This is a genomic window from Lentzea sp. JNUCC 0626, assembly GCF_043632865.1.
In the GTDB taxonomy this organism is placed as follows: Bacteria; Actinomycetota; Actinomycetes; order Mycobacteriales; family Pseudonocardiaceae; genus Lentzea.
Genome location: NZ_CP171635.1, coordinates 8,875,459 through 8,899,127 on the forward strand (window position 1 = coordinate 8,875,459; position 23,669 = coordinate 8,899,127).

The following is a 23,669-nucleotide window of genomic DNA, read 5'->3' on the forward strand; positions in this document are numbered from 1 at the left end:
TTTGAGAAGGCCACTTTGGCTGAGACCGCGCTGCCCGTGGCGCTGGACCGCGAATCCGCCGAACCACTCGCCGTCCAGTTGGCTGATGCCCTGCGTTCCGCCGCCTCGGAAGGACGCCTGCGCGCGGGCGACCGTCTGCCGTCAACGCGCGCGTTGGCCGACTCGCTCGGTGTGTCCCGCACGGTCACGGCTGCCGCCTATGAACAGTTGCACGCCGAGGGGTGGATCGCTGGGCGGCACGGGTCCGGTACGTACGTCACCACCACGCCGCCTGGGCCGTTGCGCAAGCGTTCGCGCAAGGCCGTTGCGCCTGCCGTCACTGATTTTGTGGATCTGGGTACTGGGGCTCCTTGGGCTGGAGGGCTGGATCGTGCGGCCTGGCGGCGGGCTTGGCGTGCTGCGGCTGATGCGGCTCCGTTGTCCCGGCCTGAGCGGGCTGGGTTGCCCGAGTACCGGGAGGCGATTGCCGAGCATTTGCTGCGGCATCGTGGGTTGGCCGTGAACGCCGATCCGGTGCTGGCTACCGGGGGGACCACCGCGGTGCTCACCGAGATCGCGGTCGCGGTGTTGAAGCGTGGGGATGCTGTGGCTGTGGAGGAGCCTGGGTATCAGCGTGCCGTGGGTGTCTTCCGCGCCAATGGTCTTCGCGTGGTTCAGGCAGCCGTGGATGCTGAGGGGCTGTTGCCTGAGGCCGTGCCTGCTGGGATCAAGGCCGTTTATTGTTCGCCGGCGCATCAGTACCCGTTGGGTGGGCGGATGTCTGCTGGGCGGCGGGTGGCGTTGGTGGAGCGGGCTCGGCGGGATGGGTGGCTCGTCATCGAGGACGACTACGACGGTGAACTTCGGTATGACGTGGCGCCGCTGCCGTCGTTGGCCGCGTTGGCGCCGGATGTTGTTGTTCACCTCGGGACCACCAGCAAGATTTTGACGCCCACGTTGGGTGCCGGGTGGATGGTCGCGCCTGAGCACATCGCCACGACGATCCTTGAGCACCGTGATTTGACCGGGACCAGTCCTGCCGCTGCTGGGCAGCGGGTTGTGGTCGAGTTGGCTCGGATGGGGGATCTTGGGCGGCATCTGCGGAAGTTGCGGCGGGAGTTGTCGGAGCGGCGGGCGTTGATCGTGGACACGTTCGCCGCGGCGAGCATCAAGATGCTCGGCGACGACGCCGGTGCCCACGTGGTCGTGCTGTTGCCTTCGCTCGACCGCGAACGCGAGGTGATGCGGCTGGCGCTGGAGCGCGGGTTGCGGGTGGACGGGCTGGCTCGGCATTACGTGAATCGGCCCAAGTTCCACGGGCTGGCGATCGGGTACAGCGCTTGTTCGCGCGAGCAGTTGGCTGGGGCGTTGCCCGTGTTGACCGAGTTGCTCACGGCTGGCGGGTGACGGTTGGCACCGGGGGCGCGTTCCAGCGGGGTTGGTCGCGTTCCTGGGGTTCTGTCACCTTGCGAGGGTGGGCGCGCGGGTCATGACGAGTGAGCGGGGTTGCGATTGAGGCTTGACCTTGAGCCTCTAGCTGGATGCATTCGCGGCCTCAAAGGCCGGGGTGAAGTACGCCCCGGCCGGACCGGACAGGTTGGCATCCAGCCCCTCAAGGTCAAGCCCCAATCGCCATGAACGGCGGAACCGGTTGCCCAACCTGGTAGCAGCCCGTTCGGGCTCGCCTTCGGCTTCGCCACGCCAGGACTCGTAGGTGGCTGGCTTACGTCTGTGGCTGTCCGGTTGGCACCTCGCGCCGGGCTTGGGCGGTGGTCGGCTTGCGTTGGCGACTGCGGTTGCGTGCGCCGTTCCCGGCACGTTCCGGCCGGTGTTGACGGTGGACAACTGGCTGGTGGGCACAATCGCCCAAACGGGTAGGGTCGCCCGCATGACGCAGCGCAAGACGAGGGTGGCCGTGGTCTTCGGCGGCCGCAGCTCCGAGCATGAGGTCTCCTGCCAGTCCGCCAAGAGCGTCCTGCCGCACCTGGACGCGGACCGGTTCGAGGTGGTGCCCGTCGGCATCACGCCGCAGGGGCAGTGGTCGCTCGGTACTGACCCGGCCGCGCTGGAGTCGGGGGCCGGGAACCTTCCCACGCTGCGCAACCAGGCTGTCGTCGCGGTCGAGCCCGGCGTCGCGCTGAAGGATGTCGATGTTGTCTTTCCGTTGCTGCACGGGCCGTGGGGTGAGGACGGCACCATTCAGGGGCTGTTGGAGCTTGGTGGTCTGCCGTACGTCGGGCCCGGTGTGTTCGCCAGTGCTGCGGTGATGGACAAGATCTTCGCCAAGAAGTTGCTCGCCGCCGAGGGCATCGAGGTGGGCAAGTTCGTGGCCCTTGATAGGGCTGCGACGACGTTGACGTTGGACGAGCGGGAGCACCTCGGGCTGCCGGTGTTCGTGAAGCCGTCGCGCGCCGGGTCGTCGGTCGGCATCTCGAAGGTCAGCAGCTGGGACGATCTCGATGCGGCGATCTTCGAGGCTCGGCAGCACGACCCCAAGGTCATCATCGAGTCGGCGGTGAACAGCCCCCGCGAGATCGAGCTCGCGGTGTTGGAGTTCCCCGACGGGCGGATCGAGGCCTCGGTGCCCGCCGAGTTGCGGGCCGTTGGCGAAGGGGCCGACTGGTACGACTTCGAGGCCAAGTACGTGAATGATTCGTACGAGGCCGACATCCCGGCCAAGCTCGACGACGAGGTCGCCGCGCGGTTGCGGGAGTTGGCGGTTCGGGCGTTCAAGGCGCTCGACTGCCAGGGTCTGTCCAGGGTGGACTTCTTCCTCACCGAGGGAGGGGAGATCGTGCTCAACGAGTTGAACACCATGCCGGGCTTCACGCCGATCTCCATGTACCCCAAGGCGTGGGAGGCGACGGGCCTCGACTTCCAGAGCCTGTTGACCACGTTGATCGAGACGGCGATCAAGCGCGGCTCGGGGTTGCGTTAGGCAGTGGTCTTGACCGGCTGCTTGGGCAGCAGGTCGCGCACCGTCGTGGAGATGTCCTGCAACGGTCCGGTGCCCGCGTCGGCGGGCACCGTCAGCGCCACGTACACGCCTCGGTCGACGATCACCCACGTGGAGCTGTCCGCGCCGGGCAGTTCGAGCCACTGGACGTCGGAGATCACGCGCAGCTGCGAGGTCGCCGACAGTTCGGACGGACGAGGCAGTCCGCAGCGCAGAACCACCGGATCGTGTTTGGCGTCACCCCAGGCGACCGCCGCGGGTGGTGCCGGGGAGGCGAGCTCCCTGCGCGGCAGCATGTCCTTCCCGGACGGCAACCCCACCGGCAGCTTCTCGACCAGGGAAGCGCATTCCGGTGCGCCCGCCGACGGTGCGTCGATCGAGACCAGCGCGAGGGGGCCCGTGCGACCGGGCACGTCCTCCGACTGGTTTCCCGTGCCCAGCCACAACCCGAGGCCGGCGACACCGATGGCGAGCACGACAGCGAGCCCGACCGCCGCGAGCAACGGCCGGGACAGCGCTGACGTGGTTTCCTGCTGAGTCACCCGGCTATGACAACACGGGCTGACTAGAGATGGACCACCGGGCAGGTCAACGTGCGAGTGATGCCCTCGACGTTCTGGATGCGCGCGACCACGAGCTGGCCGAGCTGGTCGACGGTCTCCGCTTCGGCGCGCACGATGACGTCGTACGGCCCGGTGACGTCTTCTGCGGTGGCTACCCCGGCGATCCCGGAGATCTCGGAGGCGACTGCGGCGGCCTTGCCGACCTCGGTCTGGATGAGGATGTATGCATGCACCACGGCGTGCCCCTTCGTCGCGACAGGTTGGGTCGAGGTAGGAACGTGTCACGCAACGTACCCCAGTTGGGGTTCCGAATGCTCAGATTGGGAGGCAACTTTGCGTCCGGAGCCGCCGCGCGACGCGGAGACGGTCGCCGATGTGGGTGAGTTCAATCTCATCCACCGGGTGACGGCCGGTCGGGCGCAGCCGGAGACGACCATCCTCGGGCCCGGTGACGACGCTGCCGTCGTCGCCGTCCCGGACGGACGGGTCGTCGCCTCGATGGACGTCCTCGTCGAGGGTGTCCACTTCAGACTCGACTGGTCCAGTCCTGAGCAGGTGGGCCGAAAAGCGGCCGCGGTGAACCTCGCCGACGTCGTCGCGATGGGAGCGTTGCCGTCCGCCCTGCTCGTCGGTTTCGCGTGTCCCGCGGACACGCCGGCGGCCGTCGTGCAGGGGATCATGGCCGGGTTGTGGGAGGAATCGGCGAAGGTCGGCGCGGGCATCGTCGGGGGCGACATGGTCAGCTCCGCCACGCTCGTGATCTCCATCACCGCAATGGGTGACATGAACGGACTCGAGCCGATCACGAGGTCCGGCGCGCTCGTCGGGGACGTCGTGGCGGTCACCGGACGGCTCGGCTGGGCCGCCGCCGGGCTCGCCGTGCTCGGTCGCGGATTCCGTTCGCCGGTCGGGATAGTGAACGCCCAGCGCACCCCGGAGCCGCCGTACGAGGAGGGCCCCAGGGCCGCCGAGGCCGGTGCGACGTCGATGATCGACATCTCGGACGGCCTGCTGCAGGACCTCGGCCACATCGCGGACTCCTCGGGCGTCGCGATCGACGTCCGCACGGAACTGCTGCCGCTGCACCCGCGCCTGCTCGACGTGGCGTCGGCGCTCGGCGGGGACGCCCGGCACTGGGCGCTCACCGGAGGCGAGGACCACGCGCTCGCGGCCACATTCCCGGGCCCCAAGGCGGTGCCGCCGAACTGGACGACCATCGGCACGGTCCGGGCGGGCGAAGGGGTCACGGTCGACGGCAGGGTCTACGAAAAACCTCCTGGCTGGGAGCACTGGCGCGCGTAGAATTCGTGGCGTGGAACTATTCACGCGCGCGTATGACCATCCAGACTCGGTCAAGATGATCGACGACCTCCAGCAGGTCTACGTCGAACGCTACGGCGACGTCGACATCACGCCGGTCGACCCGGCGCAGTTCGCCGCGCCGCTCGGGTACTTCGTCATCGGCTACCTCGACGGCGTGCCCGTCGCGTGCGGCGGCTGGCGGGTCAACGACGAGCTGGCCGGCGCCGCCGAGATCAAGCGGATGTACGTGGTCGACTCGGCGCGCGGCAAGGGCCTGTCCCGGCTCGTGCTCGTGCACCTGGAGGCCACCGCGCGCGAGGCGGGCCTGGCGCGCATGGTGCTGGAGACCGGGACGCGCCAGCCGGAGGCGATCAGCCTGTACACCTCCAGCGGGTACGAGCGGATCGACAACTTCGGCGTGTACCGCGACCACCCGGACAGCCGTTGCTTCGGGAAGTCGTTGTAGGTTCAGGCGCATGGCCATTTATGCGTTGGGGGACTACACGCCGCAGATCCACCCGGACGCGTACGTCCACCCGGACGCGACCGTGATCGGCGACGTGCGCATCGGCGCGTTCTCCTCGGTGTGGCCCCAGGCCGTGCTGCGCGGTGACTACGGGCGCATCGTCGTCGACGAGCGCACGTCGATCCAGGACGGCACGGTCATCCACTGCACCGAGGTCCACCCGGTGCACATCGGATCGTCCTGCGTGGTCGGCCACAACGTGCACATCGAGGGCGCCACCGTCGCGGACGAGTGCCTGATCGCTTCGGGATCGGTGGTGCTCAACGGTTCCATCGTGGAGAAGGGCGCGATCGTCGGCGCCGGCGCGGTGGTCTCGTTCGGCGGCCACGTCCGCGAACGCACGATGGTGCTGGGAGTTCCTGCCCGCGAACGCGCCGGACACGTTGTGCCGGAACGGGCCTGGGAATTCATCGTCGAGAAATACGTGCAGAACATCGCTTTGTACCGGGAGAAGCTCCGCCGGCTCGACTAGTGCCGCGTCAGCCGACCTTCGCCGCGTCTTCGACGCTCAGCGGGTCGCCTCGCGGCACCGGCCCCGCGCCCCGGTACAACCAGTACAGGGACGCGGGGCCGGCACCACGATGCGACCGTCTGAACGTCGAATACGGGGCAAAGGCCGACTGACGCGGCAATAGGTGAGATAGGGTTCACAGCCGTGGCTCGTCCCCTCAACGAAGTTGTCGAAGCCGGTTGGGCTGAAGCTCTCGCCCCCGTTGCTGACCAAATTGCCGCCATGGGTGAGTTCCTCCGCGCGGAGGTCACCGCCGGTCGCACCTACCTCCCTGCGGGCGAGAACGTGCTGCGTGCTTTCCAGCAGCCGTTCCACCAGGTGAAGGTGCTGATCGTCGGCCAGGACCCGTACCCGACGCCCGGCCACGCGGTCGGTCTGTCGTTCTCGGTCGCGCCGGACGTCCGCCCCATTCCCAAGTCGCTCATCAACATCTACAAGGAATACGCGGAGGACCTCGGTCACCCGATTCCGTCCAACGGCGACCTCACGCCGTGGTCCGAGCGCGGGGTGCTGCTGCTCAACAGGGCGCTCACCGTGCAGCCCGGCAAGGCGAACTCCCACCAGGGCAAGGGCTGGGAGGCCGTGACGGAGCAGGCGATCAAGGCGCTCGCCGCCCGTGACGCACCTCTGGTCTCGATCCTGTGGGGCCGCAACGCGCGCAACCTGCGTCCGTTGCTGGAACCGTTGCCCGCCATCGAATCCGCGCACCCGTCGCCGCTGTCGGCGCACTCCGGGTTCTTCGGCTCGAAGCCGTTCAGCCGCGCCAACGAACTGCTGGAGAAGCAGGGCGCCGAGCCGATCGACTGGAAGCTCCCGTAATTCGTTGATCCCCGCACGCGTCACGCCGCTAACGTCGTGACGCGTGCGGGGGAATCGTGATCTGAAGATCCTGGCTGCCGGCTCGGCCGTGTCCGAGTTCGGCAGTTCCTTGTCCGTGCTCGTCCTGCTGTTCTGGTCGACGCCCATCAGTCCGTTGCTGGTGGCCGCGATCCTGGTCGCCGAGTTGCTGCCGTTCGTGCTCGGTGCGCCGCTCGCCGGACTGCTGGTCGACAAGCTGCCGAACCGCAGGCTGCTGATCAGCGCGCTGCTCCTGCAGGGCGTGGCGATCGCGACCATCGCGCCGGTCATGAGCCAGCCCCTGCTCGTCGTCGCACTCGTGCTGCTCTCCGGGTGCGGTCGTGCGGTGACGGTGCCCGCGACGTCCGCTCTGGTGCCGCACATCGCGGGCGAAGAAGAAGCGACGCGCGGGTACGCCTGGGTCGGCACCGCGCGCAGTCTCGGCAGTCTCGCCGGCGTGACGCTCGGCGCGTTGCTCGCCGGCTTCTTCGGGTATCCCGTGGCGCTGCTCGTCGACGGTGCCACGTTCCTCGTCTACGCCGCGCTGCTGGCGTTCGTGCGTTCCGAACGCAGGCCCTCCGGCGAGCACGCGGCGCGTCCCAGTGCTCTCGCGGGGATTCGGCACGTGCGGCGTGATCCCGTGTTGTTCGCCGCGATCCTCGGCCTGGCGCTCTTCGTCGGCGCGGTCGTGGTGATCAACGTCGCCGACCCGGCGTTCGTGCGGTACGTGCTGCACGGCGACGAGTTCGTGCTGGGCGCGATGCAGGCGTGCTGGATGGTCGGCATCCTGCTCGGGAACCGCTTGGCCGCCCGGCTGACGAGCGTCTCGGAGATCGCTCAGGCGCTCGCGATCTCCGGGATCACCACTGGGATCGCCGTGTTGATCCCGGCTACGTTCCCGTTCGTCGTGGCCGCCGGGATCGGTTGGGTGATCGGTGGTGTGTCGAACGGCGTCGACAACGTCACGATGAACGCGCTCGTGCGGTTGCGCACTCCTGAGGAGATGCGCGGGCGGGCGTTCGCCGCGGTCGGATCGATGGTGACCGGCGCGAACCTGCTGGGGACCGCTGCCGCCGGTGGGTTGTTGCTCGTGATGGGGCCACGGGCGGTGTTCGCGCTCGGCGGCGCCGGAGCGTTGCTCGTCGGCGTGATCTGCCTGGTGTTCGTGCGGCGGGCCCTGAAACGCGAAGAGAGCCCGGCCGTGGCCGAGCTCTCTTCGAACTGAAAACGTACTGTGGCGGTGATCAGCCGCGCACGACCTTGCCGGCCTTCAGGCAGGACGTGCACACGTTGATCCGCTGGCGCTGCGAGGTCGAGACCTTCGCGCGCACAGACTGGATGTTCGGGTTCCAGCGGCGGTTCGTCTTCCGCTGGGAGTGCGAAACCGAATGGCCGAAGCCCGGCCCCTTGCCACAGACGTCGCACACGGCAGCCACGTCAGCCACTCCTTCAGGTTCCTCAAGCGGTAAGTCATGCGTCCCGGTGGGCGCGCAAGCGTGCACAAGCCTCAACCGGGCACGGCAACTCGATGAGGGTAACCGGTGGGCTCACCCGCGACCAAACCGGGTGGATACTCTCGCCGCCATGCAGGTCATGGATGCGGTCGCGGTGCGCAGGTGGGCGGACGCCTGCGTGCGGTCGTTGGACGCCAATCGGGAGTCGATCGACCAGATCAACGTCTTCCCCGTCCCGGATGGTGACACAGGTACGAACCTGCTGCACACGATGCAGTCGGCGCTGGACGCGCTGCTGCGCTCGCCCATGTCGACGGTCGGGGACGCGCTGTCGGCGCTGGCCCGCGGGGCGCTGGCCGGGGCCAGGGGGAACTCGGGCGTGATCCTGTCGCAGGTGCTCAGGGGCCTCGCGGAGACCGTGCAGGAGGTCTCGCTGGTCACCGGGTCCTCGTTGCGCAAGGGCCTGCACCGGGCCGATGAGCTGGCCACGGCCGCGGTCTCCAAGCCCGTGCCCGGGACGGTGCTGTCCGTGCTGCACGCGGCGTCCGAGGCGGCCCGTGACTGCGGGTCCGACGAACTGGACGACGTGGTGATGGCGGCGTCGCGCGCGGGTGCGGTGGCATTGGCCGACACGCCCCGTCAGCTCGCCGTGCTGGCGAAGGCCGGGGTGGTCGACGCGGGCGGTCGCGGGCTCGTTGTGTTGTTGGACACACTGGCGGCGGTGATCACCGGCCAGAGTGTGGAAACACCGATAGACGCTCCCTTGCTGCCGCGCACGCCCGAGTCGCTGACGACCGAGCGGGAGAGCGGGTCGTCGGAGTTCGAGTACGAGGTCATGTACCTGCTCGACGAAACGTCCGAAGATCTTGTGGGAGAGCTGCGCGGGACGTTGAACGGGCTGGGCGACTGCGTTTCGGTCGTGGGCGACGGGGCGTCGTTGTGGACCGTGCACGTGCACTGCAACGACATCGGCGCGGCCATCGAGTCGGGTGTGCGCGCCGGCCGTCCGCACCGGATCACGGTGGCGCGGTTCGCCGACCAGATCGCCGCGCAGGCGTCCCGGTTCGTGCGTGATCGGGCGATCGTGGTGGTGGTGAGCGGCGCTGTGGACCTGTTCCGCGCTGAGGGCGCCACGGTGTTCGACCTCGCTTCTTCTTCTGCGACGCCCACGGACCTGTTGTCCGCCATCGTGTCGACGCGCGCGCGTCACGTCGCCGTTCTGCCCGGTGACCCGGACATCCGCGAGGCTTTGGACGAGGCCGTGGCGTACGCACAGGCCGCAGGGCAGGACGTGGTGGTGGTGCCGACGTTCTCGCCCGTGCAGGCTCTCGCTGCGTTGGCGGTGCACGACTCGTCTCGTCGCGCGGGTGACGACGTTGTCGCAATGGCCGAAGCCTCCGCCGCGACCCGTCGCGGCGAACTCGCGATCGCCGCAGACGAGGCGATCACGTGGGTCGGCCGCTGCCAGCCGGGCGACCTGCTGGGCATGCTGGACGGCGAGGTCGTGCTGATCGAACCGGGCCCGCCGGCGCCGGAGTCGTTGATGGACCTGTCCTGCCGGCTGATCGACCGCATGCTGGCGGGCGGTGGTGAACTGGTGACGGTGATCCTGGGCGCCGACGCGCCCGAGGGCCTCGCGGACGTGCTGGAGGACCACCTCCGGGTCACCCATCCGGAGGTCGAGGTGACCGCGTATCCGGGTGGCCAGCCCGACGCGGTGATTTTTGTCGGTGTCGAGTAGTTCAATGGGACGCGATGATCTCCTTCGACGACAAGCTGCAGCCGTTGCTCGGCAAGAAGACCGCCGACGCACTGGAGACCGGCCTCGGCCTCACGACGGTCGGTGACCTGCTGCGCCACTACCCGCGCCGCTACGACGAGCGCGGGAAGCTGACGGACATCCGCTCGCTGGAAATCGACGAGCACGTCACGGTGCAGGCCGAGGTCCGCAAGTGCCAGAAGCGGCAGATGAAGGCGCGTCGCGGCCAGATGACCGAGGCCGTGATCACCGACGGCACCTCCGAACTGCACCTGGTGTTCTTCGGCAAGCCCGCGTTCGTCGCCGAACAGGAGCTGCTGCCCGGCACGCGCGCCCTGTTCGCGGGCAAGGTGGGCCGCTACCGGCAGAACCTGCAGCTGGTGCACCCGGCGTTCGAGGTCCTCACCGCGGAGCAGGACGGTTCCTCGTTCCTGCAGGCGTTCCTGCCCGTCTACCCGGCGTCGCAGCACATCAACACGTGGAACATCGCGAACTGCGTGAAGCAGCTCCTGGAGATCTGGGACGGCGTGCCGGAGGACCCGCTGCCCGCTGATTTCCGCGAGGAGCAGGGCCTGATCGGCCTGGAGGACGCGTTGCGGTCGATCCACCGCCCCGAGAGCTGGGCGCAGATCTCCGTGGCGCAGCTGAGGCTGAAGTGGGACGAGGCGCTGGCCGTGCAGCTGGCCCTGGCTCAGCGCCGCAAGGCCTCCACGGCCCGTCCGGCTCCTTCGTGCGCGCGCCGTTCCGGCGGCATCCGCGACGCGTTCGACGCGCGGCTGCCGTTCAAGCTGACGGCGGGGCAGGTCGAGGTGGGCGAGCAGATCGCCTCCGACCTGGAGTCCGTCGTGCCGATGAACCGCCTCCTGCAAGGAGAGGTGGGCTCGGGAAAGGCGCAGCCGCTCGACTCCCTGGTCCTCACACCGACCGGTTTCGTGCGGATGGGCGACATCCAGGTGGGCGATGAGGTGATCGCCCCCAGCGGCGAGGTCACGGTCGTCAAGGGTGTCTTCCCCCAGGGCGAGCGCGACGTCTATCGCGTGCTGCTCTCCGACGGCCGCAGCGTCGAGTCGGATCTCGAGCACCTGTGGGCTGTGAACACGACCGTGCGCCGCGATCGGGGGAACCCGCTCAAGGTGCTGACGTTGCGGGAGATCCGCGACGACCTCACCACGTCGAACGGTGCTTCGAAGTGGCACCTGCCCGTGGTGGCGGCGCCCGAGTTGGACTGCCTGACCGAACGGCCGCTGGACCCGTACGTGCTCGGGCTGTTGATCGGTGACGGCTCACTGCTCAACGGCCGGGTCATGTTCACCAGTGCAGATCCAGAGCTGATCGTGGAACTGATGGCGGCTCTTCCCAGAGGTGCCCACCTGGTCAAACCTGTCTGGTCGAACAAGTACGACTGGTCCGTGAACGGATGCCGCAAGGGCACCAACCCGGTTCTGAACGCCTTGCGCGACCTCGGGGTCTACGGCCATCGATCAGGAGACAAGTTCCTCCCCGAGAACTACCTGATCGCTCCAGTGAAGGTTCGGCACGCGCTGTTGCAGGGCCTGCTCGACACCGACGGCACGCTCGACCGGGAGCGCGGCTCGAACGTGACTTTCCTTTCCGCGTCGCCACGGCTGGCGGACCAAGTGTCCTGGCTGGCCGAATCGCTGGGCGGCACGGGCCGAGTCCGCCCGGTCGAGAAGATGGGCAAGACGTACTACCTGGTCAGTCTTCGTCTGCCGAACGAGTTCCCGCCCTTCCGGCTCACCCGCAAGGCAGAGCTGGTCAAGGAACGGACCAAATACGAAAAGCCGGTCCGGGCGATCCGCGCTGTCGAGTTCGTCGGCCGCAAGCCGGTTCAGTGCATCTCCGTCGCACACCCCGACCAGCTCTACGTGACCGATCACTTCGTGGTCACCCACAACACCATGGTCGCGTTGCGAGCGATGCTCCAGGCCGTCGACGCGGGCCGTCAGGCGGCGATGCTCGCCCCGACCGAAGTCCTTGCGGCACAACACGCCCGCTCGTTGACCGAGATGCTCGGCGACCTCGCCCAGGCAGGCCAACTGGGCGGCGCCGAGACCGCGACCCGCGTGACGCTGCTGACCGGCTCGATGAACACCGCGCAGCGCCGTTCCGCGTTGCTGGACATCATGACCGGCGAGGCGGGCATCGTCGTCGGCACGCACGCGATCATCCAGGAGAAGGTGGAGTTCCACTCCCTGGGCCTGGTCGTGGTGGACGAACAACACCGCTTCGGCGTCGAGCAGCGCGCGGCTTTGAGCGCCCGAGGCGAACGCGAGAACCCGCACGTCCTGGTCATGACCGCCACCCCGATCCCGCGCACCGTGGCCATGACGGTCTACGGCGACCTCGAAGTCTCGGCCCTGCGCGAACTCCCCGGCGGCCGCTCCCCGATCAAGACCTCGGTGGTCCCGGCCCGCGAAAAGCCGGCCTGGCTGGACCGGGCCTTCGCCCGAGTGCGCGAGGAAGTGGCCAAGGGCCACCAGGCGTACTTCGTGTGCCCGCGCATCGGCGACGAGGAGCCGGCGAAGTCCGACGGCGACGACGACAAGCGCCCGGCCCTGTCCGTGATCGACGTGGCCAACCTGCTCGCCGCAGGCCCACTCCGAGGCCTGCGCATAGAAATCCTCCACGGCCGAATGCCCCCGGAGGACAAAGACGCGGTGATGCGCGCCTTCGCCGCCAACGAGGTGAACGTCCTGGTGGCCACCACCGTCATCGAGGTGGGCGTCAACGTCCCGAACGCCACCGTGATGGCCATCATGGACGCCGACCGCTTCGGCGTCTCGCAGCTCCACCAGCTCCGCGGCCGCGTAGGCCGAGGCAGCGCACCAGGCCTCTGCCTGCTCGTCACCGAGATGCCCGAGATGACGGCCACGATGGAACGCCTGCGCGCAGTCGAGTCCACTCTGGACGGCTTCGAACTGGCCCAACTGGACCTCGAACTCCGCCGCGAGGGCGACATCCTCGGCGCCGCCCAGTCAGGCCGGAGGTCGGGCCTGAAGATGCTCTCGCTGCTGCGCGACGAGGACATCATCGCGGACGCGCGGACGGCGGCGCAGCAGGTCGTCGACGCCGACCCGGACCTGGAGAAGCACCCCGGTCTGGCGGGGATGGTGGCGACGCTGCTGACGGAGGAACGAGCGGAGTACCTGGAGAAGACCTAGGCCCGCGGGCCACGCCGGCGCTCGGGACGCGCGTGCACACGGGCACGCTCACCCGCCGGCCCGCTCGCGGGTGCGGCAGCCAGCTTGCCGCTGCGCCTACTCGTCGGTGGCGCGGCGCTCGCCACCAACCCTGCGCCTGCGTGCCATGCCCGCCGTGGCTGCTCGCCCGTCGCGCCTGCCTGTCCTCCTCTTCGCCGCTCACCGCCCTCACGCCTGCCCGCACCTCCCACCACCATCACCGGTCTCGCGCGTCCCCACCCGCCCTTACCTCAAACCCCGCCCACCCCCGCGCCACCCGAAGGTGTGACCGCGGCACGTGCCCGATTCGTCCGGCCACCGTCCCGCCCCCGGCTACCTTCCAAGCCGTGCGGAGCATGATCATCACCACCCTGGTCACCCTCATCGCCCTCACCACCCCGACCAGGGCGTGGGCGGCCCCGGTCGTGCTGACCGGCGAGGAGTCCAGGTACCCGCACGCCATCCGCCTCGAGCACGGCCCCCAGCGCGGCTCGATCCTGGTGGCGCTGCACGGCGACCACGTCGTGAACGTCCTGAAAGCCGGCCGCACCGGCAAGCGCTTCAAGCAGATCGCCGAGTTCACCGACGGGGCGAGCGCGACGGCGACGTGCTGCGGGCACCTCTACGAGTTGCCGCGCCAGGTGGGCGACATGCCGGCGGGAACGCTCCTCTGGGCCGGCTCGATCGGCTACAAGGAGGAGACGCTCAAGGCGAGGATCTGGCGCAGCGACGACGTGGGCGAGAGCTGGCGGTTCCTGTCCGAGTGCGCGCGGGCCAAGCCGAAGGGCGGGCTGTGGGAGCCGGACCTGTCGGTCGACGCCGACGGCCTGTTGCACTGCTATTTCAGCGACGAGTCGGACGGCGCGCACAGCCAGTACATCGGCCGCACCACGTCGAAGGACGGCATCACGTGGTCGGCCAAGGAGAAGGTGGTGGCCCTGCGAGAGAGCTACCTGCGGCCCGGGATGCAGCAGGTCAAGCGGTTGCCGACCGGCGAGTACTACATGATGTACGAGATCTGCGCGCAGCCGAACCAGTACTTCTGCGAGGCGTACCACCGCAGCAGCAGGGACGGCCGGAACTGGGGCGATCCGCAGCAGCACGGCACGCGGCCGACGACCAAGGACGGCAAGTACTTCGCGCACACGCCGTCGATCGTGCTCGCACCCAACGGCACCGCGACAGGGCGGGTGCTGCTCATGGGGCAGATGCTGATGTCCGCCAACGGCCGGGTCGACGCCGGCAACGGGCGCACGATCTTCGTGTCCGAGAACGGCGGCAAGGACGGCTGGTACGAGGTGCCCGCGCCGGTGCCAGTGCCCCAGGCGCGCGACAAGGCCTGCCCGAACTACCACCCGAGCGGGGTCGCCTCGCTGGACGGGACCGAACTCATCGGGTTCGCGAGCGACTACACGGCGAACGGCGGCTGCCACACGAGCTGGGCCACGAGCAGCCTGCCGCCGTTCCCCGGATAGAGATCAGTTCGAACGCGGCTTCGGCAGCTGCTGGGTCTTGTCCGCGTCCTCCGGAGCGTCGTCCTCGGTGGAGCCGTCTTCCAGCGGCTTGAGCACCGACATCGCCGCCTCGACGGCCTCCTGTGCCGCGTGGAACTGCGTGGCGAGGTTGTCGTGCGCCGCCCGCAGCGCCGCCTCCTTCTCGGAGGCGTTGGCCGCGCGCTGGTCCGCCTCGGCGACGGCGGCGGCGGACTTCTGCTCCGCCTCGCGCACCAGGGTCGACGTGCGCGTCTCGGCGTCGCGCACCAGGGTTGACGTGCGCGTTTCGGCGTCGCGGACGAGCGTGACGGCCTTCTCGTCGGCCTCGCGGACGGTGGTCGCGGCCTTCTGGTTGGCGTCGCCGACCAGGGTGGTCGCCTTGTCCTCCGCCTCGCGCAGGGTCGTTGCCGCCTTCTCCTCGGCAGCGGTGACCAGAGCCGTTGCGGACGCGGTCGCGTCAGCGGTGGTCTTCTCGGCACGGGCGAGCGTCTCGGACTCAAGCTCGCCGAGCACCTTCTCCGCCTCGGACTTCTTCGCAGCCAGCTCACCGTCGAGCTTGGACAGTGCGTCGGTCCGCTTGGCCTCGGCGTCGGCGACGATCTGCTCGGCCTCGCCGCGCGCGTCCGCCAGCACCTTCTGGTGCTCGGCGGTCAGCTTCGCCTTGAGACCGTCGTACTCCTTGTCGAGTTCGTCGTTGTACGCCTTGTACTTCGCGTCCAGTTCCACGCGGTGGGCGTCGAGGTCGGCCGACTTCTGCTCGAACTCGCCGGCGATCCGCTCACCGTTCGCGCGCACCTCGGCGACGAGGGCCTCGTGCTCGGCCGCGAGCTTGCCCTGCAACGCCGCGTGCTCGGCCTCGAGTTCGGAACGGCGACCGGCGGTCTGCTGGTCGAGTTCGGCGTGCCGCTGCTGGTAGTGCATTTCGAGCTGCTTGCGGCGCGCTTCGGTCTCGGCCAGCAGGCGCTGGTGCTGTTCGCGCTGGTCAGACGCCCACTTCTCGGCCTCGCCACGGGTCGCGGCGGCCTTGTCGAGGGCGTCCTTGCGGATGTCCGCGATCTCTTCCTCGGCCAGGCTCATCATCACGCGGACGCGCTCGGTGACGTTCGACGCGCTCACGGGAGCGTTGGCGAGGTTCTGGAGCTGGATCTTGGTCTTGTCGAGGTCGGCGCGCATCGAGTTGAGCAACTTGGTGAGCTCGCCCACCTGTGCGGAGGCCGCGTCACGCGCGCGGTTCGAGTTCTTCAGGTCGAACTCCAAGCGGGTGACCCGCTCGTTCACCTGTCGCTGGTTGTAACCACGGAGAACAACGTCGAAATGCGGTGTGCGGGCAGTAGGCTGCCCGGCTCCATCAGCCCCGGCCATATGGCTCACCCTACCGAGATAGTCGCGAAGATCGTCACTCGATCTGGTTAAACCCACTACCGGCCGCAGTCTGACCGGGTGGTGGGTTCCCACTTTCCTCCCATCACGCGAGAATCCGGGTGAGCAAGACCGATCAGGATGACACCCATCACGTGAGACAGTCCTCCCAACAGGCAAGAGTCGCACGGTAACGTGCCACGACTGATGACTGCCGAGTAACACCGGGAGGGCACGGATGTTCCGCAAGGTTCTTGTCGCCAACCGCGGCGAGATCGCGATTCGCGCGTTCCGAGCCGCCTACGAACTGGGCGCTGGAACGGTCGCCGTCTTCCCGCACGAGGATCGAAATTCTCTGCACCGCCTGAAGGCGGACGAGTCGTACGAGATCGGCGAGGCGGGACATCCCGTCCGCGCCTACCTCTCCGTCGACGAGATCATCAAGGCCGCCCGCAAGGCCGGTGCCGACGCGATCTACCCCGGTTACGGATTCCTGTCCGAGAACCCGGAACTCGCGATGGCCTGCCGTGAGGCCGGTCTCACGTTCATCGGCCCCGTGGCCGAGGTCCTCGAACTGACGGGCAACAAGGCGCGCGCCATCGCGGCCGCCCGCGAGGCCGGGCTGCCGGTGCTGGAGTCGAGCCCGCCGTCGTCCGACATCGACGAGCTGCTCGAAGCGTCGAAGACGATGCGCTTCCCCGTCTTCGTGAAGGCCGTCGCCGGTGGTGGTGGCCGCGGCATGCGCAAGGTCGACGACCCGGCGGCGCTGCGCGAGTCGCTCGAGGCGGCGTCGCGCGAGGCCGAGTCGGCGTTCGGCGATCCGACCGTGTTCCTCGAGCAGGCCGTGGTCGAACCGCGCCACATCGAGGTGCAGATCCTCGCCGACGGCCAGGGCAACGTGATCCACCTCTTCGAGCGCGACTGCTCCGTGCAGCGGCGCCACCAGAAGGTCATCGAGATCGCGCCCGCGCCGAACCTCGACCCCGCACTGCGCGACCGCATCTGCGCGGACGCGGTGAAGTTCGCGAAGCACATCGGCTACCGCAACGCGGGCACCGTCGAGTTCCTGCTGGACCCGCAGGGCCACTACGTCTTCATCGAGATGAACCCGCGCATCCAGGTCGAGCACACGGTTACGGAAGAGGTAACCGACGTCGACCTGGTGCAGTCGCAGATGCGCATCGCGTCCGGCGAGACGCTGGAGGACCTGGGCCTGTCCCAGGACACCGTCCAGCTGCGCGGCGCGGCGCTGCAGTGCCGCATCACCACGGAGGACCCGGCCAACGGGTTCCGCCCGGACACCGGCACGATCAGCGCCTACCGCTCGCCCGGTGGTTCCGGCATCCGCCTCGACGGCGGCACGGCCGGCGCCGGCATGGCGATCAGCCCGCACTTCGACTCGATGCTCGTGAAGCTCACGTGCCGTGGCCGCACCTTCTCTCTCGCGGTCGCTCGTGCGCGTCGTGCGATCGCGGAGTTCCGCATCCGCGGTGTGTCCACGAACATCCCGTTCATCCAGGCCGTGCTGGACGACGCGGACTTCTACGAGGGCCGCGTCACCACGTCGTTCATCGAGAAGCGCCCGCACCTGCTGACGGCCCGCCACTCGGCCGACCGCGGCACGCGCCTGCTGACCTACCTCGCGGACGTCACGGTCAACCACCCCAACGGCACCCGCCCGACCGCGGTCGACCCGCGCGAGAAGCTGCCGGTCATCGACCTCAACGCCGAGCCGGCCGCCGGGTCGAAGCAGAAGCTGGTCGAACTCGGCCCCGAGGGCTTCGCGCGGTGGATGCGGGAGAACAAGGCCGTCGGCGTCACCGACACGACGTTCCGCGACGCCCACCAGTCGTTGCTCGCCACCCGAGTGCGCACCAAGGACCTGCTCGCCGTCGCGCCGCACGTCGCGCGCATGACGCCCGAGCTGCTGTCCCTGGAGTGCTGGGGCGGCGCGACCTACGACGTGGCGCTGCGGTTCCTCGCCGAGGACCCGTGGGAGCGGCTCGCGGCGTTGCGCGAGGCCGTGCCGAACATCAACCTGCAGATGCTGCTGCGCGGCCGCAACACGGTCGGCTACACGCCGTACCCCGAGGCGGTCACCAAGGCGTTCGTGCAGGAGGCGACGACCACCGGCATCGACATCTTCCGGATCTTCGACGCCCTGAACGACGTCGAGCAGATGCGTCCGGCGATCGAGGCCGTGCGCGAGACCGGGACGGCGGTCGCCGAGGTCGCGCTCTGCTACACCAGCGATCTGTCCAATCCGGACGAACGTCTGTACACACTGGACTACTACCTCAAGCTGGCGGAGCAGATCGTCGGCGCGGGCGCGCACGTGCTGTGCGTCAAGGACATGGCGGGGCTCCTGCGGGCCCCGGCCGCGTCGCGCCTGATCACCGCGCTGCGCAAGGAGTTCGACCTCCCGGTCCACCTCCACACGCACGACACGGCGGGCGGCCAGCTCGCGACGTACCTCGCGGCGATCCAGGCGGGCGTGGACGCGATCGACGGCGCGACCGCGTCGATGGCGGGCACGACGTCGCAGCCGCCGCTGTCGTCGATCGTGGCGCTGCTCGACCACACCGAGCACTCCACCGGCCTCGACCTGCAGAACGTCTGCGACCTCGAGCCGTACTGGGAGTCGGTGCGCAAGATCTACGCGCCGTTCGAGTCCGGCATCCCCGGCCCGACCGGCCGCGTCTACCACCACGAGATCCCCGGTGGTCAGCTGTCGAACCTCCGGACCCAGGCCGTCGCTCTCGGTCTCGGCGAGAAGTTCGAGGAGATCGAGTCGATGTACGCGGCCGCCGACCGCATGCTCGGCCACCTCGTGAAGGTGACGCCGTCGTCCAAGGTCGTCGGCGACCTCGCGCTGCACCTCGTGGGCGCGGGCGTGGCGCCGAAGGAGTTCGAGGAGAACCCGGGCAAGTTCGACATCCCGGCCTCGGTGATCGGCTTCCTGCACGGCGAACTGGGCGACCCGCCCGGCGGCTGGCCGGAGCCGTTCCGCAGCAAGGCTCTGGAAGGCCGTCCGGCACCGAAGCCCGTCGAGGAACTGTCCGCCGAGGACGAGGCGGGCCTCGCCGACGCGCGCAGGGCGACGTTGAACAGGCTGCTGTTCCCGGCGCCCACCAAGGAGTTCACCACGCACCGCGAGGCGTACGGCGACACGTCCGTCCTGCGGTCCAAGGACTTCTTCTACGGTCTGCGCCCCGGTGAGGAGTACTCCGTCGACCTGGAACCGGGCGTCCGGCTGCTGATCGGCCTGGAGGCGATCTCCGAGGCCGACGAGCGCGGCATCCGCACGGTCATGGCGACCCTGAACGGCCAGTTGCGCCCGATCCAGGTCCGCGACCGCTCGGTGGCCGTCGACGTGGCGGCCGCGGAGAAGGCGGACCGCACCAACCCGAACCACGTGGCGGCCCCGTTCGCCGGCGTGGTGACGGCCGTCGTGGCCGAGGGCGACCGCGTCGACGCCGGTCAGACCGTCGCGACGATCGAGGCCATGAAGATGGAGGCCGCGATCACCGCCCCGAGGGCGGGCGTCGTGCAGCGCCTGGCGTTGCGCGGAGCCCAGCAGGTGGAGGGTGGCGACCTCCTGATCGTCCTGGAGTAGCTCCAGGTTGCGAAGGGCCCGGTCTCGCTGAGGCCGGGCCCTTCGTGCTGCGCGGGGCGTGGAACTCCACGACGATTCCGTGCGTTGCACCGGGCACGGGTCAGGGAGAGGGAAGCGGATCATGAAGAAGTTGTTGGGCCTGCTCGGCCTCGCGGGGGCGGCGTGGGCGTTGAAGGACGTGCCGAGGCAGCTGGGCGGCAAGCCGGACCCGGTCCACATGTCGCGGTCGCCGCGCTACCGGGACGGGAAGTTCCACAACGACAAGGAAGTCCGCACGGTCCCGGACCGCGAGTCCTTCTCGTTGCGCGACTTCCTGGTCGGCGGCGAGGACCGCAAGCCGTCCGTAGCGGTACCGCTGGTCGCGCCTTCGGCGGTGGCCTCCGACGGCCTGCACGTCACCTGGTACGGCCACGCGTCCGCGCTCATCACGATCGACGGTGCCTCCGTGCTGATCGATCCGGTGTGGAGCGACCGCGTCTCGCCGTCCGCCCACGTAGGACCCAAACGACTGCACCCGGTTCCGCACCAGCTGTCCGATTTGCCCGACGTCAGCGCCGTGGTGATCTCGCACGACCACTACGACCACCTCGACATGGACACCGTGCAGCAGCTGACGTCCCGCACGTCCGCCGTCTTCGTGGTGCCGCTGGGCCTCGGCGCCCACCTGGCCCGCTGGGACGTGCCGCGCGACCGCGTCGTCGAACTCGACTGGGACGAGTCGTTCTCCGTCAACGGCTTCGAGCTCACCTGTACTGCGGCACAACACTTCTCCGGTCGTTCGGTGACGCGAAACGTCACGCTGTGGGCGTCCTGGGTGATCAAGCGCGGCACGCGTTCGGTGTTCTACAGCGGCGACACCGGCTACTTCCCGGGGTACTCGACGATCGGCGCGGCACACGGCCCGTTCGACGCGGTGCTGATGCAGGTGGGCGCGTACGGCGACGCCTGGCCGGACATCCACATGACGCCGGAGGAGGGCGTGCAGGCGTTCGAGGACCTCGGCGGCGGCCTGCTGATCCCGGTGCACTGGGCGACGTTCAACCTGGCGCTGCACCCGTGGGGCGAGCCGATCGACCGCGTGTGGCGGGAGGTCAAGGCGCGCGGGCTGCGGCTGGCGGTGCCGCGGCCGGGGGAGCGGGTGGACGTGGACGCGCCGGGCGAGGTCGACGGCTGGTGGCAGGCGCTGGCCTGACGCCCGGTCAGGCGGTCACACGCTCTCGATCTTGCGTCAGACGAGGCCCCGCCCTCCTCGGGGGTCTGACCACCCGCCAGCAGCGTGGGCTCAACGTACCGCCGCCGACGGCTTGTCAAGGCCCCGCTCGGCGATCTGTGGACAGTTCGGCCGCGACGCCGCAGTTGTCCACAGATCGCCGAGCGGGCCCTTGACAGGCCGCCGGTGCCGATAAATTCAGTCCTGCCGTGGCGGTCAGACCCCCGTGGAGGGCGGGGTGTGCGCGGGGCGTGGCGTGCGCGGGGCGTGCGCGCGCTGATCGAGCGCACAACAGACGGTCACCGGTCACGAGAGCGCGACCAGCGCACGAAGGGCACCTCACCAGCGCCGGCGATTCGGCGAGCACGCACAGACACGAGCCCGAGTCGCGGTGGCGGGTCATGGCGACAGGATGCACCTGGGACGATGAGAACGTGACACGAATTGTTGCCGGGTCCGCGGGAGGTCGCAGGCTCAAGGTCCCGCCCAAGGGCACCCGTCCCACCTCCGAACGGGTCCGCGAGGCGCTCTTCAGCTCCCTCCAGTCCATGCTCGACCTGGACGGCGCGAACGTGCTCGACCTGTACGCGGGCTCCGGCGCCCTGGGATTCGAGGCGCTCAGCAGGGGCGCCGGGCACGCCACCTTCGTCGAGGCCGACAAGAGGGCCGCTGACGTGCTCAAAGGCAACGCCCAGGAGCTCGGGTTCAAGAACACGACGATCGCGAACCGCACGGCCGAGGCGTACGTCACGGCCGAGGGGGAGAAGTTCGACGTCGTCTTCGCCGACCCGCCCTACGCCGTGAGCGACGACGAACTCGCCAAGGTGCTCCGCGGAATCGCGCCGAGGCTCGCGGCGGACGCCGTCTTGATCGTGGAACGTGCTTCGCGAAGTGCCGAACCAGTGTGGCCGGAACTGGTGGAATCCTTGCGTGCCAAGCGTTATGGCGACACGGCCGTGTACTGGGCCCAGGTGCGTTCTGATGGGTGACGAGAACCACGGACACGCCTGGAGGCGTCCGATCGGGTGCTAACGTCCGATCCATGACACGTGCCGTGTACCCCGGCTCCTACGACCCGGTAACCAACGGTCACCTGGACATCATCGGGAGAGCCGCGCACCTGTTCGACGAGGTTGTCGTCGCCGTGCTCATCAACAAGAACAAGCGCACCTTGTTCGACGTCGAGGAGCGCCAGGAGATGCTGCGCGACGTCACGAAGCAATGGGACAACGTGCGCGTGGACTCGTGGCACGGCCTGTTGGTCGACTACTGCCGTGAGAACAACATCAAGGCCATCGTGAAGGGCCTGCGCGCCGTCAGCGACTACGACTACGAGCTGCAGATGGCGCAGATGAACCACCAGCTCACCGGCGTCGACACGTTGTTCATGCAGGCCAGCCCGCAGTACTCCTACCTGGCGTCCTCGCTGGTCAAGGAGGTCGCGACGTACGGCGGCGACGTGTCCACGCTGCTGCCGGCGTCGATCGAGCAGCGGCTCAAGCAGCGCCTCGAAGAGACCCGCTGACCCACGCGGTCAGAGCGCCAGCTTCATCCCCACGTGCGAAGCGGTGAACCCGAGCCGCTCGTAGAACCGGTGCGCGTCCACGCGTGACGCGTCCGTCGTCAGCTGCACCAGAGCACACCCGCGTGCGCGCGCTTCGTCGATGGCCCACCTCACGAGCTGTTCGCCGAGGCCGCCGCCGCGCTGGTCGGAACGCACCCGCACGGCCTCCACGGTCGCGCGCGTCGAACCCAGCCGGGACAGGCCCGCGGTGAACGTCAGCTGCAACGTGCCCACGACCTCGCCGTCGCGATCGGCCACCACCAGCAGCTGGTGCGGGTCGGCGTCGATCACCTCGAACGCCTTCAGGTACGCCGGGTCGCCCGGCGTTTCGCGCTGAGCACCCAGCGGGTCGTCCGCCAGCATCGCCACGATCGGGTGGACATCGGCCTCGACGGCTCGCCTGATTGTGATCTTCACCGGTTCCCCCAGATGTCAAGTGGGGAAATCCTGACACGCCCTGCCGAAGTCCCGGTCCCGGGGAGATCGGCAGGGCACACTTGTGGGTGGGTGTACCAGGGGATTAGGGGAGTGACACGTGTACCGGGTGTTCGAGGCACTCGACGAGCTCGTCACGATCGTCGAGGAAGCGCGCGGAGTTCCGATGACGTCGGGCTGCGTCGTGCCGCGCGGCGATGTGCTCGAACTGCTCGACGACGTGCGTGACGCGATCCCCGCGGAGCTCGACGACGCGCAGGACGTGCTGGACCACAAGGAAGAGCTCGTCGGCAAGGCCAAGCACGAGGCCGAGAGCGGTGTGTCGAAGGCACGCGCCGACTCCGACCGCATGCTCGCCGAGGCGCAGGCCGAGGCCGAGGCGATGCTGTCCGACGCGCGCGCCCGTGCCGAGCGGATGATCGCCGAGGCGGAGGACCAGGCCGAACGGACCGTCGCCGCGGGTCGTCAGGAGTACGACGACCTGGTGGGGCGTTCGCACGCCGAGTCCGAGCGGATGATCCAGGCGGGCCGCGCCAACTACGAGCGGGCGACCGAGGACGGCCGTGCCGAGCAGGCGAGGCTCGTCAACGAGCAGGAGGTCGTCCGGGCGGCGCACGCCGAGGCGGCGCGTCTGCTCGACGTCGCCCAGAGCGAGTCGATCCGGCTGCGGTCGGAGTGCGACGCGTACGTCGACGGCAAGCTCGCGGACTTCGAGGACCTCCTCGCGCACACGCTGCGGTCGGTCGGCAAGGGCCGTTCGCACCTGCGTGGTCCCGCCGTCGCAGGGGCTTCTGCCCCGTTCGACTACGGTTCCTGACGAACCAGGGCCCCTGAACGTGTGATTCGCACTACGTCGGACAGGTGCGATCACCTGCCGATTTCACGTGCAGGGGGCTCGTCCCGTA

General features: G+C 69.0%; 19 protein-coding genes and 2 pseudogenes. 16 read left to right on the top strand and 5 right to left on the bottom strand.

The genetic code is table 11. The features are described 5' to 3' along the window. Positions 1-15: 15 nt before the first annotated feature. Positions 16-1,386, top strand: coding sequence for a PLP-dependent aminotransferase family protein (locus JNUCC0626_RS41580; protein WP_394616130.1), 1,371 nt, complete (start codon positions 16-18; stop codon positions 1,384-1,386). A 481-nt stretch (positions 1,387-1,867) separates the two neighbouring features. Then, on the top strand, positions 1,868-2,917 hold the full coding sequence (locus JNUCC0626_RS41585; protein ID WP_394616131.1) for a D-alanine--D-alanine ligase family protein: 1,050 nt from the start codon (positions 1,868-1,870) through the stop codon (positions 2,915-2,917). Here the strand turns inward: JNUCC0626_RS41585 and JNUCC0626_RS41590 are convergent. Together JNUCC0626_RS41590 and JNUCC0626_RS41595 are read right to left on the bottom strand one after the other, a co-directional pair. Then, positions 2,914-3,477 carry a DUF3515 domain-containing protein gene (locus JNUCC0626_RS41590; RefSeq protein ID WP_394616132.1) on the bottom strand — a complete coding sequence of 188 codons (564 nt, stop codon included), beginning with the start codon at positions 3,475-3,477 and terminating at the stop codon, positions 2,914-2,916. The two genes, JNUCC0626_RS41585 and JNUCC0626_RS41590, sit on opposite strands and share 4 nt — an antisense overlap. A 23-nt stretch (positions 3,478-3,500) precedes the next feature. After that, positions 3,501-3,734 carry an Lrp/AsnC ligand binding domain-containing protein gene (locus tag JNUCC0626_RS41595; RefSeq protein WP_030467939.1) on the bottom strand — a complete coding sequence of 78 codons (234 nt, stop codon included), beginning with the start codon at positions 3,732-3,734 and terminating at the stop codon, positions 3,501-3,503. Positions 3,735-3,831: 97 nt separating this feature from the next. On the opposite strand from JNUCC0626_RS41595, the gene JNUCC0626_RS41600 reads away from it, so the two are divergent. The 5 genes from JNUCC0626_RS41600 to JNUCC0626_RS41620 all read left to right on the top strand — a co-directional run bounded on the left by JNUCC0626_RS41600 (position 3,832) and on the right by JNUCC0626_RS41620 (position 7,899). Then, the gene (locus tag JNUCC0626_RS41600) at positions 3,832-4,800 is read left to right on the top strand and encodes a thiamine-phosphate kinase (protein WP_394616133.1); all 969 of its coding nucleotides are present in this window, start codon (positions 3,832-3,834) and stop codon (positions 4,798-4,800) included. A gap of 55 nt (positions 4,801-4,855) precedes the next feature. Beyond that, complete coding sequence (locus JNUCC0626_RS41605; RefSeq protein WP_394616134.1) at positions 4,856-5,266, top strand: GNAT family N-acetyltransferase; 411 nt, start codon at positions 4,856-4,858, stop codon at positions 5,264-5,266. 10 nt (positions 5,267-5,276) lie between these two features. Then, a complete protein-coding gene (locus tag JNUCC0626_RS41610) occupies positions 5,277-5,798 on the top strand; it encodes a gamma carbonic anhydrase family protein (RefSeq protein WP_394616135.1) in 522 nt (173 codons plus the stop codon). 183 nt (positions 5,799-5,981) lie between these two features. Further along, entirely contained in the window at positions 5,982-6,656 is a 675-nt protein-coding gene (locus JNUCC0626_RS41615; protein ID WP_394616136.1) for a uracil-DNA glycosylase, read from the top strand. Positions 6,657-6,699: 43 nt separating this feature from the next. After that, positions 6,700-7,899, top strand: coding sequence for an MFS transporter (locus tag JNUCC0626_RS41620; protein WP_394616137.1), 1,200 nt, complete (start codon positions 6,700-6,702; stop codon positions 7,897-7,899). 19 nt (positions 7,900-7,918) lie between these two features. Here the strand turns inward: JNUCC0626_RS41620 and rpmB are convergent, their stop codons facing one another. Continuing rightward, positions 7,919-8,110, bottom strand: coding sequence for a 50S ribosomal protein L28 (gene rpmB, locus JNUCC0626_RS41625; protein WP_355565876.1), 192 nt, complete (start codon positions 8,108-8,110; stop codon positions 7,919-7,921). Positions 8,111-8,258: 148 nt separating this feature from the next. On the opposite strand from rpmB, the gene JNUCC0626_RS41630 reads away from it, so the two are divergent. The 4 genes and pseudogenes from JNUCC0626_RS41630 to JNUCC0626_RS41645 all read left to right on the top strand — a co-directional run bounded on the left by JNUCC0626_RS41630 (position 8,259) and on the right by JNUCC0626_RS41645 (position 14,562). Continuing rightward, positions 8,259-9,869, top strand: coding sequence for a DAK2 domain-containing protein (locus JNUCC0626_RS41630; RefSeq protein WP_394616138.1), 1,611 nt, complete (start codon positions 8,259-8,261; stop codon positions 9,867-9,869). A gap of 14 nt (positions 9,870-9,883) precedes the next feature. Then, a pseudogene (locus JNUCC0626_RS41635) lies at positions 9,884-10,381 on the top strand (OB-fold nucleic acid binding domain-containing protein); the annotation flags it as partial. Between the two features lie 1,020 nt (positions 10,382-11,401). Further along, positions 11,402-13,069 (top strand): annotated as a pseudogene (locus JNUCC0626_RS41640) (helicase-related protein); the annotation flags it as partial. 365 nt (positions 13,070-13,434) lie between these two features. Further along, positions 13,435-14,562 carry a sialidase family protein gene (locus JNUCC0626_RS41645; RefSeq protein ID WP_394616139.1) on the top strand — a complete coding sequence of 376 codons (1,128 nt, stop codon included), beginning with the start codon at positions 13,435-13,437 and terminating at the stop codon, positions 14,560-14,562. Between the two features lie 3 nt (positions 14,563-14,565). On the opposite strand, the gene JNUCC0626_RS41650 is transcribed toward JNUCC0626_RS41645, so the two are convergent. Next, a complete protein-coding gene (locus JNUCC0626_RS41650; RefSeq protein WP_394616140.1) occupies positions 14,566-15,858 on the bottom strand; it encodes a hypothetical protein in 1,293 nt (430 codons plus the stop codon). 319 nt (positions 15,859-16,177) lie between these two features. Between JNUCC0626_RS41650 and JNUCC0626_RS41655 the strand changes: the two genes are divergently transcribed. From JNUCC0626_RS41655 to coaD, 4 genes are all read left to right on the top strand, one after another. Next, positions 16,178-19,555, top strand: a complete 3,378-nt coding sequence (locus JNUCC0626_RS41655; RefSeq protein ID WP_394616141.1) for a pyruvate carboxylase — start codon at positions 16,178-16,180, stop codon at positions 19,553-19,555. A 121-nt stretch (positions 19,556-19,676) separates the two neighbouring features. Then, positions 19,677-20,747, top strand: a complete 1,071-nt coding sequence (locus tag JNUCC0626_RS41660; protein WP_394616142.1) for an MBL fold metallo-hydrolase — start codon at positions 19,677-19,679, stop codon at positions 20,745-20,747. A gap of 452 nt (positions 20,748-21,199) precedes the next feature. After that, positions 21,200-21,754 carry a 16S rRNA (guanine(966)-N(2))-methyltransferase RsmD gene (gene rsmD / locus JNUCC0626_RS41665; protein ID WP_394616143.1) on the top strand — a complete coding sequence of 185 codons (555 nt, stop codon included), beginning with the start codon at positions 21,200-21,202 and terminating at the stop codon, positions 21,752-21,754. Between the two features lie 53 nt (positions 21,755-21,807). Then, positions 21,808-22,290 carry a pantetheine-phosphate adenylyltransferase gene (gene coaD / locus JNUCC0626_RS41670; protein WP_394616144.1) on the top strand — a complete coding sequence of 161 codons (483 nt, stop codon included), beginning with the start codon at positions 21,808-21,810 and terminating at the stop codon, positions 22,288-22,290. 9 nt (positions 22,291-22,299) lie between these two features. On the opposite strand, the gene JNUCC0626_RS41675 is transcribed toward coaD, so the two are convergent. Continuing rightward, the gene (locus tag JNUCC0626_RS41675) at positions 22,300-22,740 is read right to left on the bottom strand and encodes a GNAT family N-acetyltransferase (protein ID WP_394622211.1); all 441 of its coding nucleotides are present in this window, start codon (positions 22,738-22,740) and stop codon (positions 22,300-22,302) included. 124 nt (positions 22,741-22,864) lie between these two features. Here JNUCC0626_RS41675 and JNUCC0626_RS41680 point away from each other — a divergent pair, with 124 nt between their 5' ends. After that, positions 22,865-23,581, top strand: a complete 717-nt coding sequence (locus JNUCC0626_RS41680; protein WP_394616145.1) for a DivIVA domain-containing protein — start codon at positions 22,865-22,867, stop codon at positions 23,579-23,581. The last annotated feature ends 88 nt before the right edge of the window (positions 23,582-23,669 follow it).

Coding starts and splice junctions, on each gene's coding strand:
- JNUCC0626_RS41585 (WP_394616131.1), top strand. CDS start 1,868: ATGACGCAGCGCAAGACGAGGGTGGCCGTGGTCTTCGGCGGCCGCAGC.
- JNUCC0626_RS41610 (WP_394616135.1), top strand. CDS start 5,277: ATGGCCATTTATGCGTTGGGGGACTACACGCCGCAGATCCACCCGGAC.
- JNUCC0626_RS41655 (WP_394616141.1), top strand. CDS start 16,178: ATGTTCCGCAAGGTTCTTGTCGCCAACCGCGGCGAGATCGCGATTCGC.
- JNUCC0626_RS41660 (WP_394616142.1), top strand. CDS start 19,677: ATGAAGAAGTTGTTGGGCCTGCTCGGCCTCGCGGGGGCGGCGTGGGCG.
- JNUCC0626_RS41605 (WP_394616134.1), top strand. CDS start 4,856: ATGATCGACGACCTCCAGCAGGTCTACGTCGAACGCTACGGCGACGTC.
- JNUCC0626_RS41630 (WP_394616138.1), top strand. CDS start 8,259: ATGCAGGTCATGGATGCGGTCGCGGTGCGCAGGTGGGCGGACGCCTGC.
- coaD (WP_394616144.1), top strand. CDS start 21,808: ATGACACGTGCCGTGTACCCCGGCTCCTACGACCCGGTAACCAACGGT.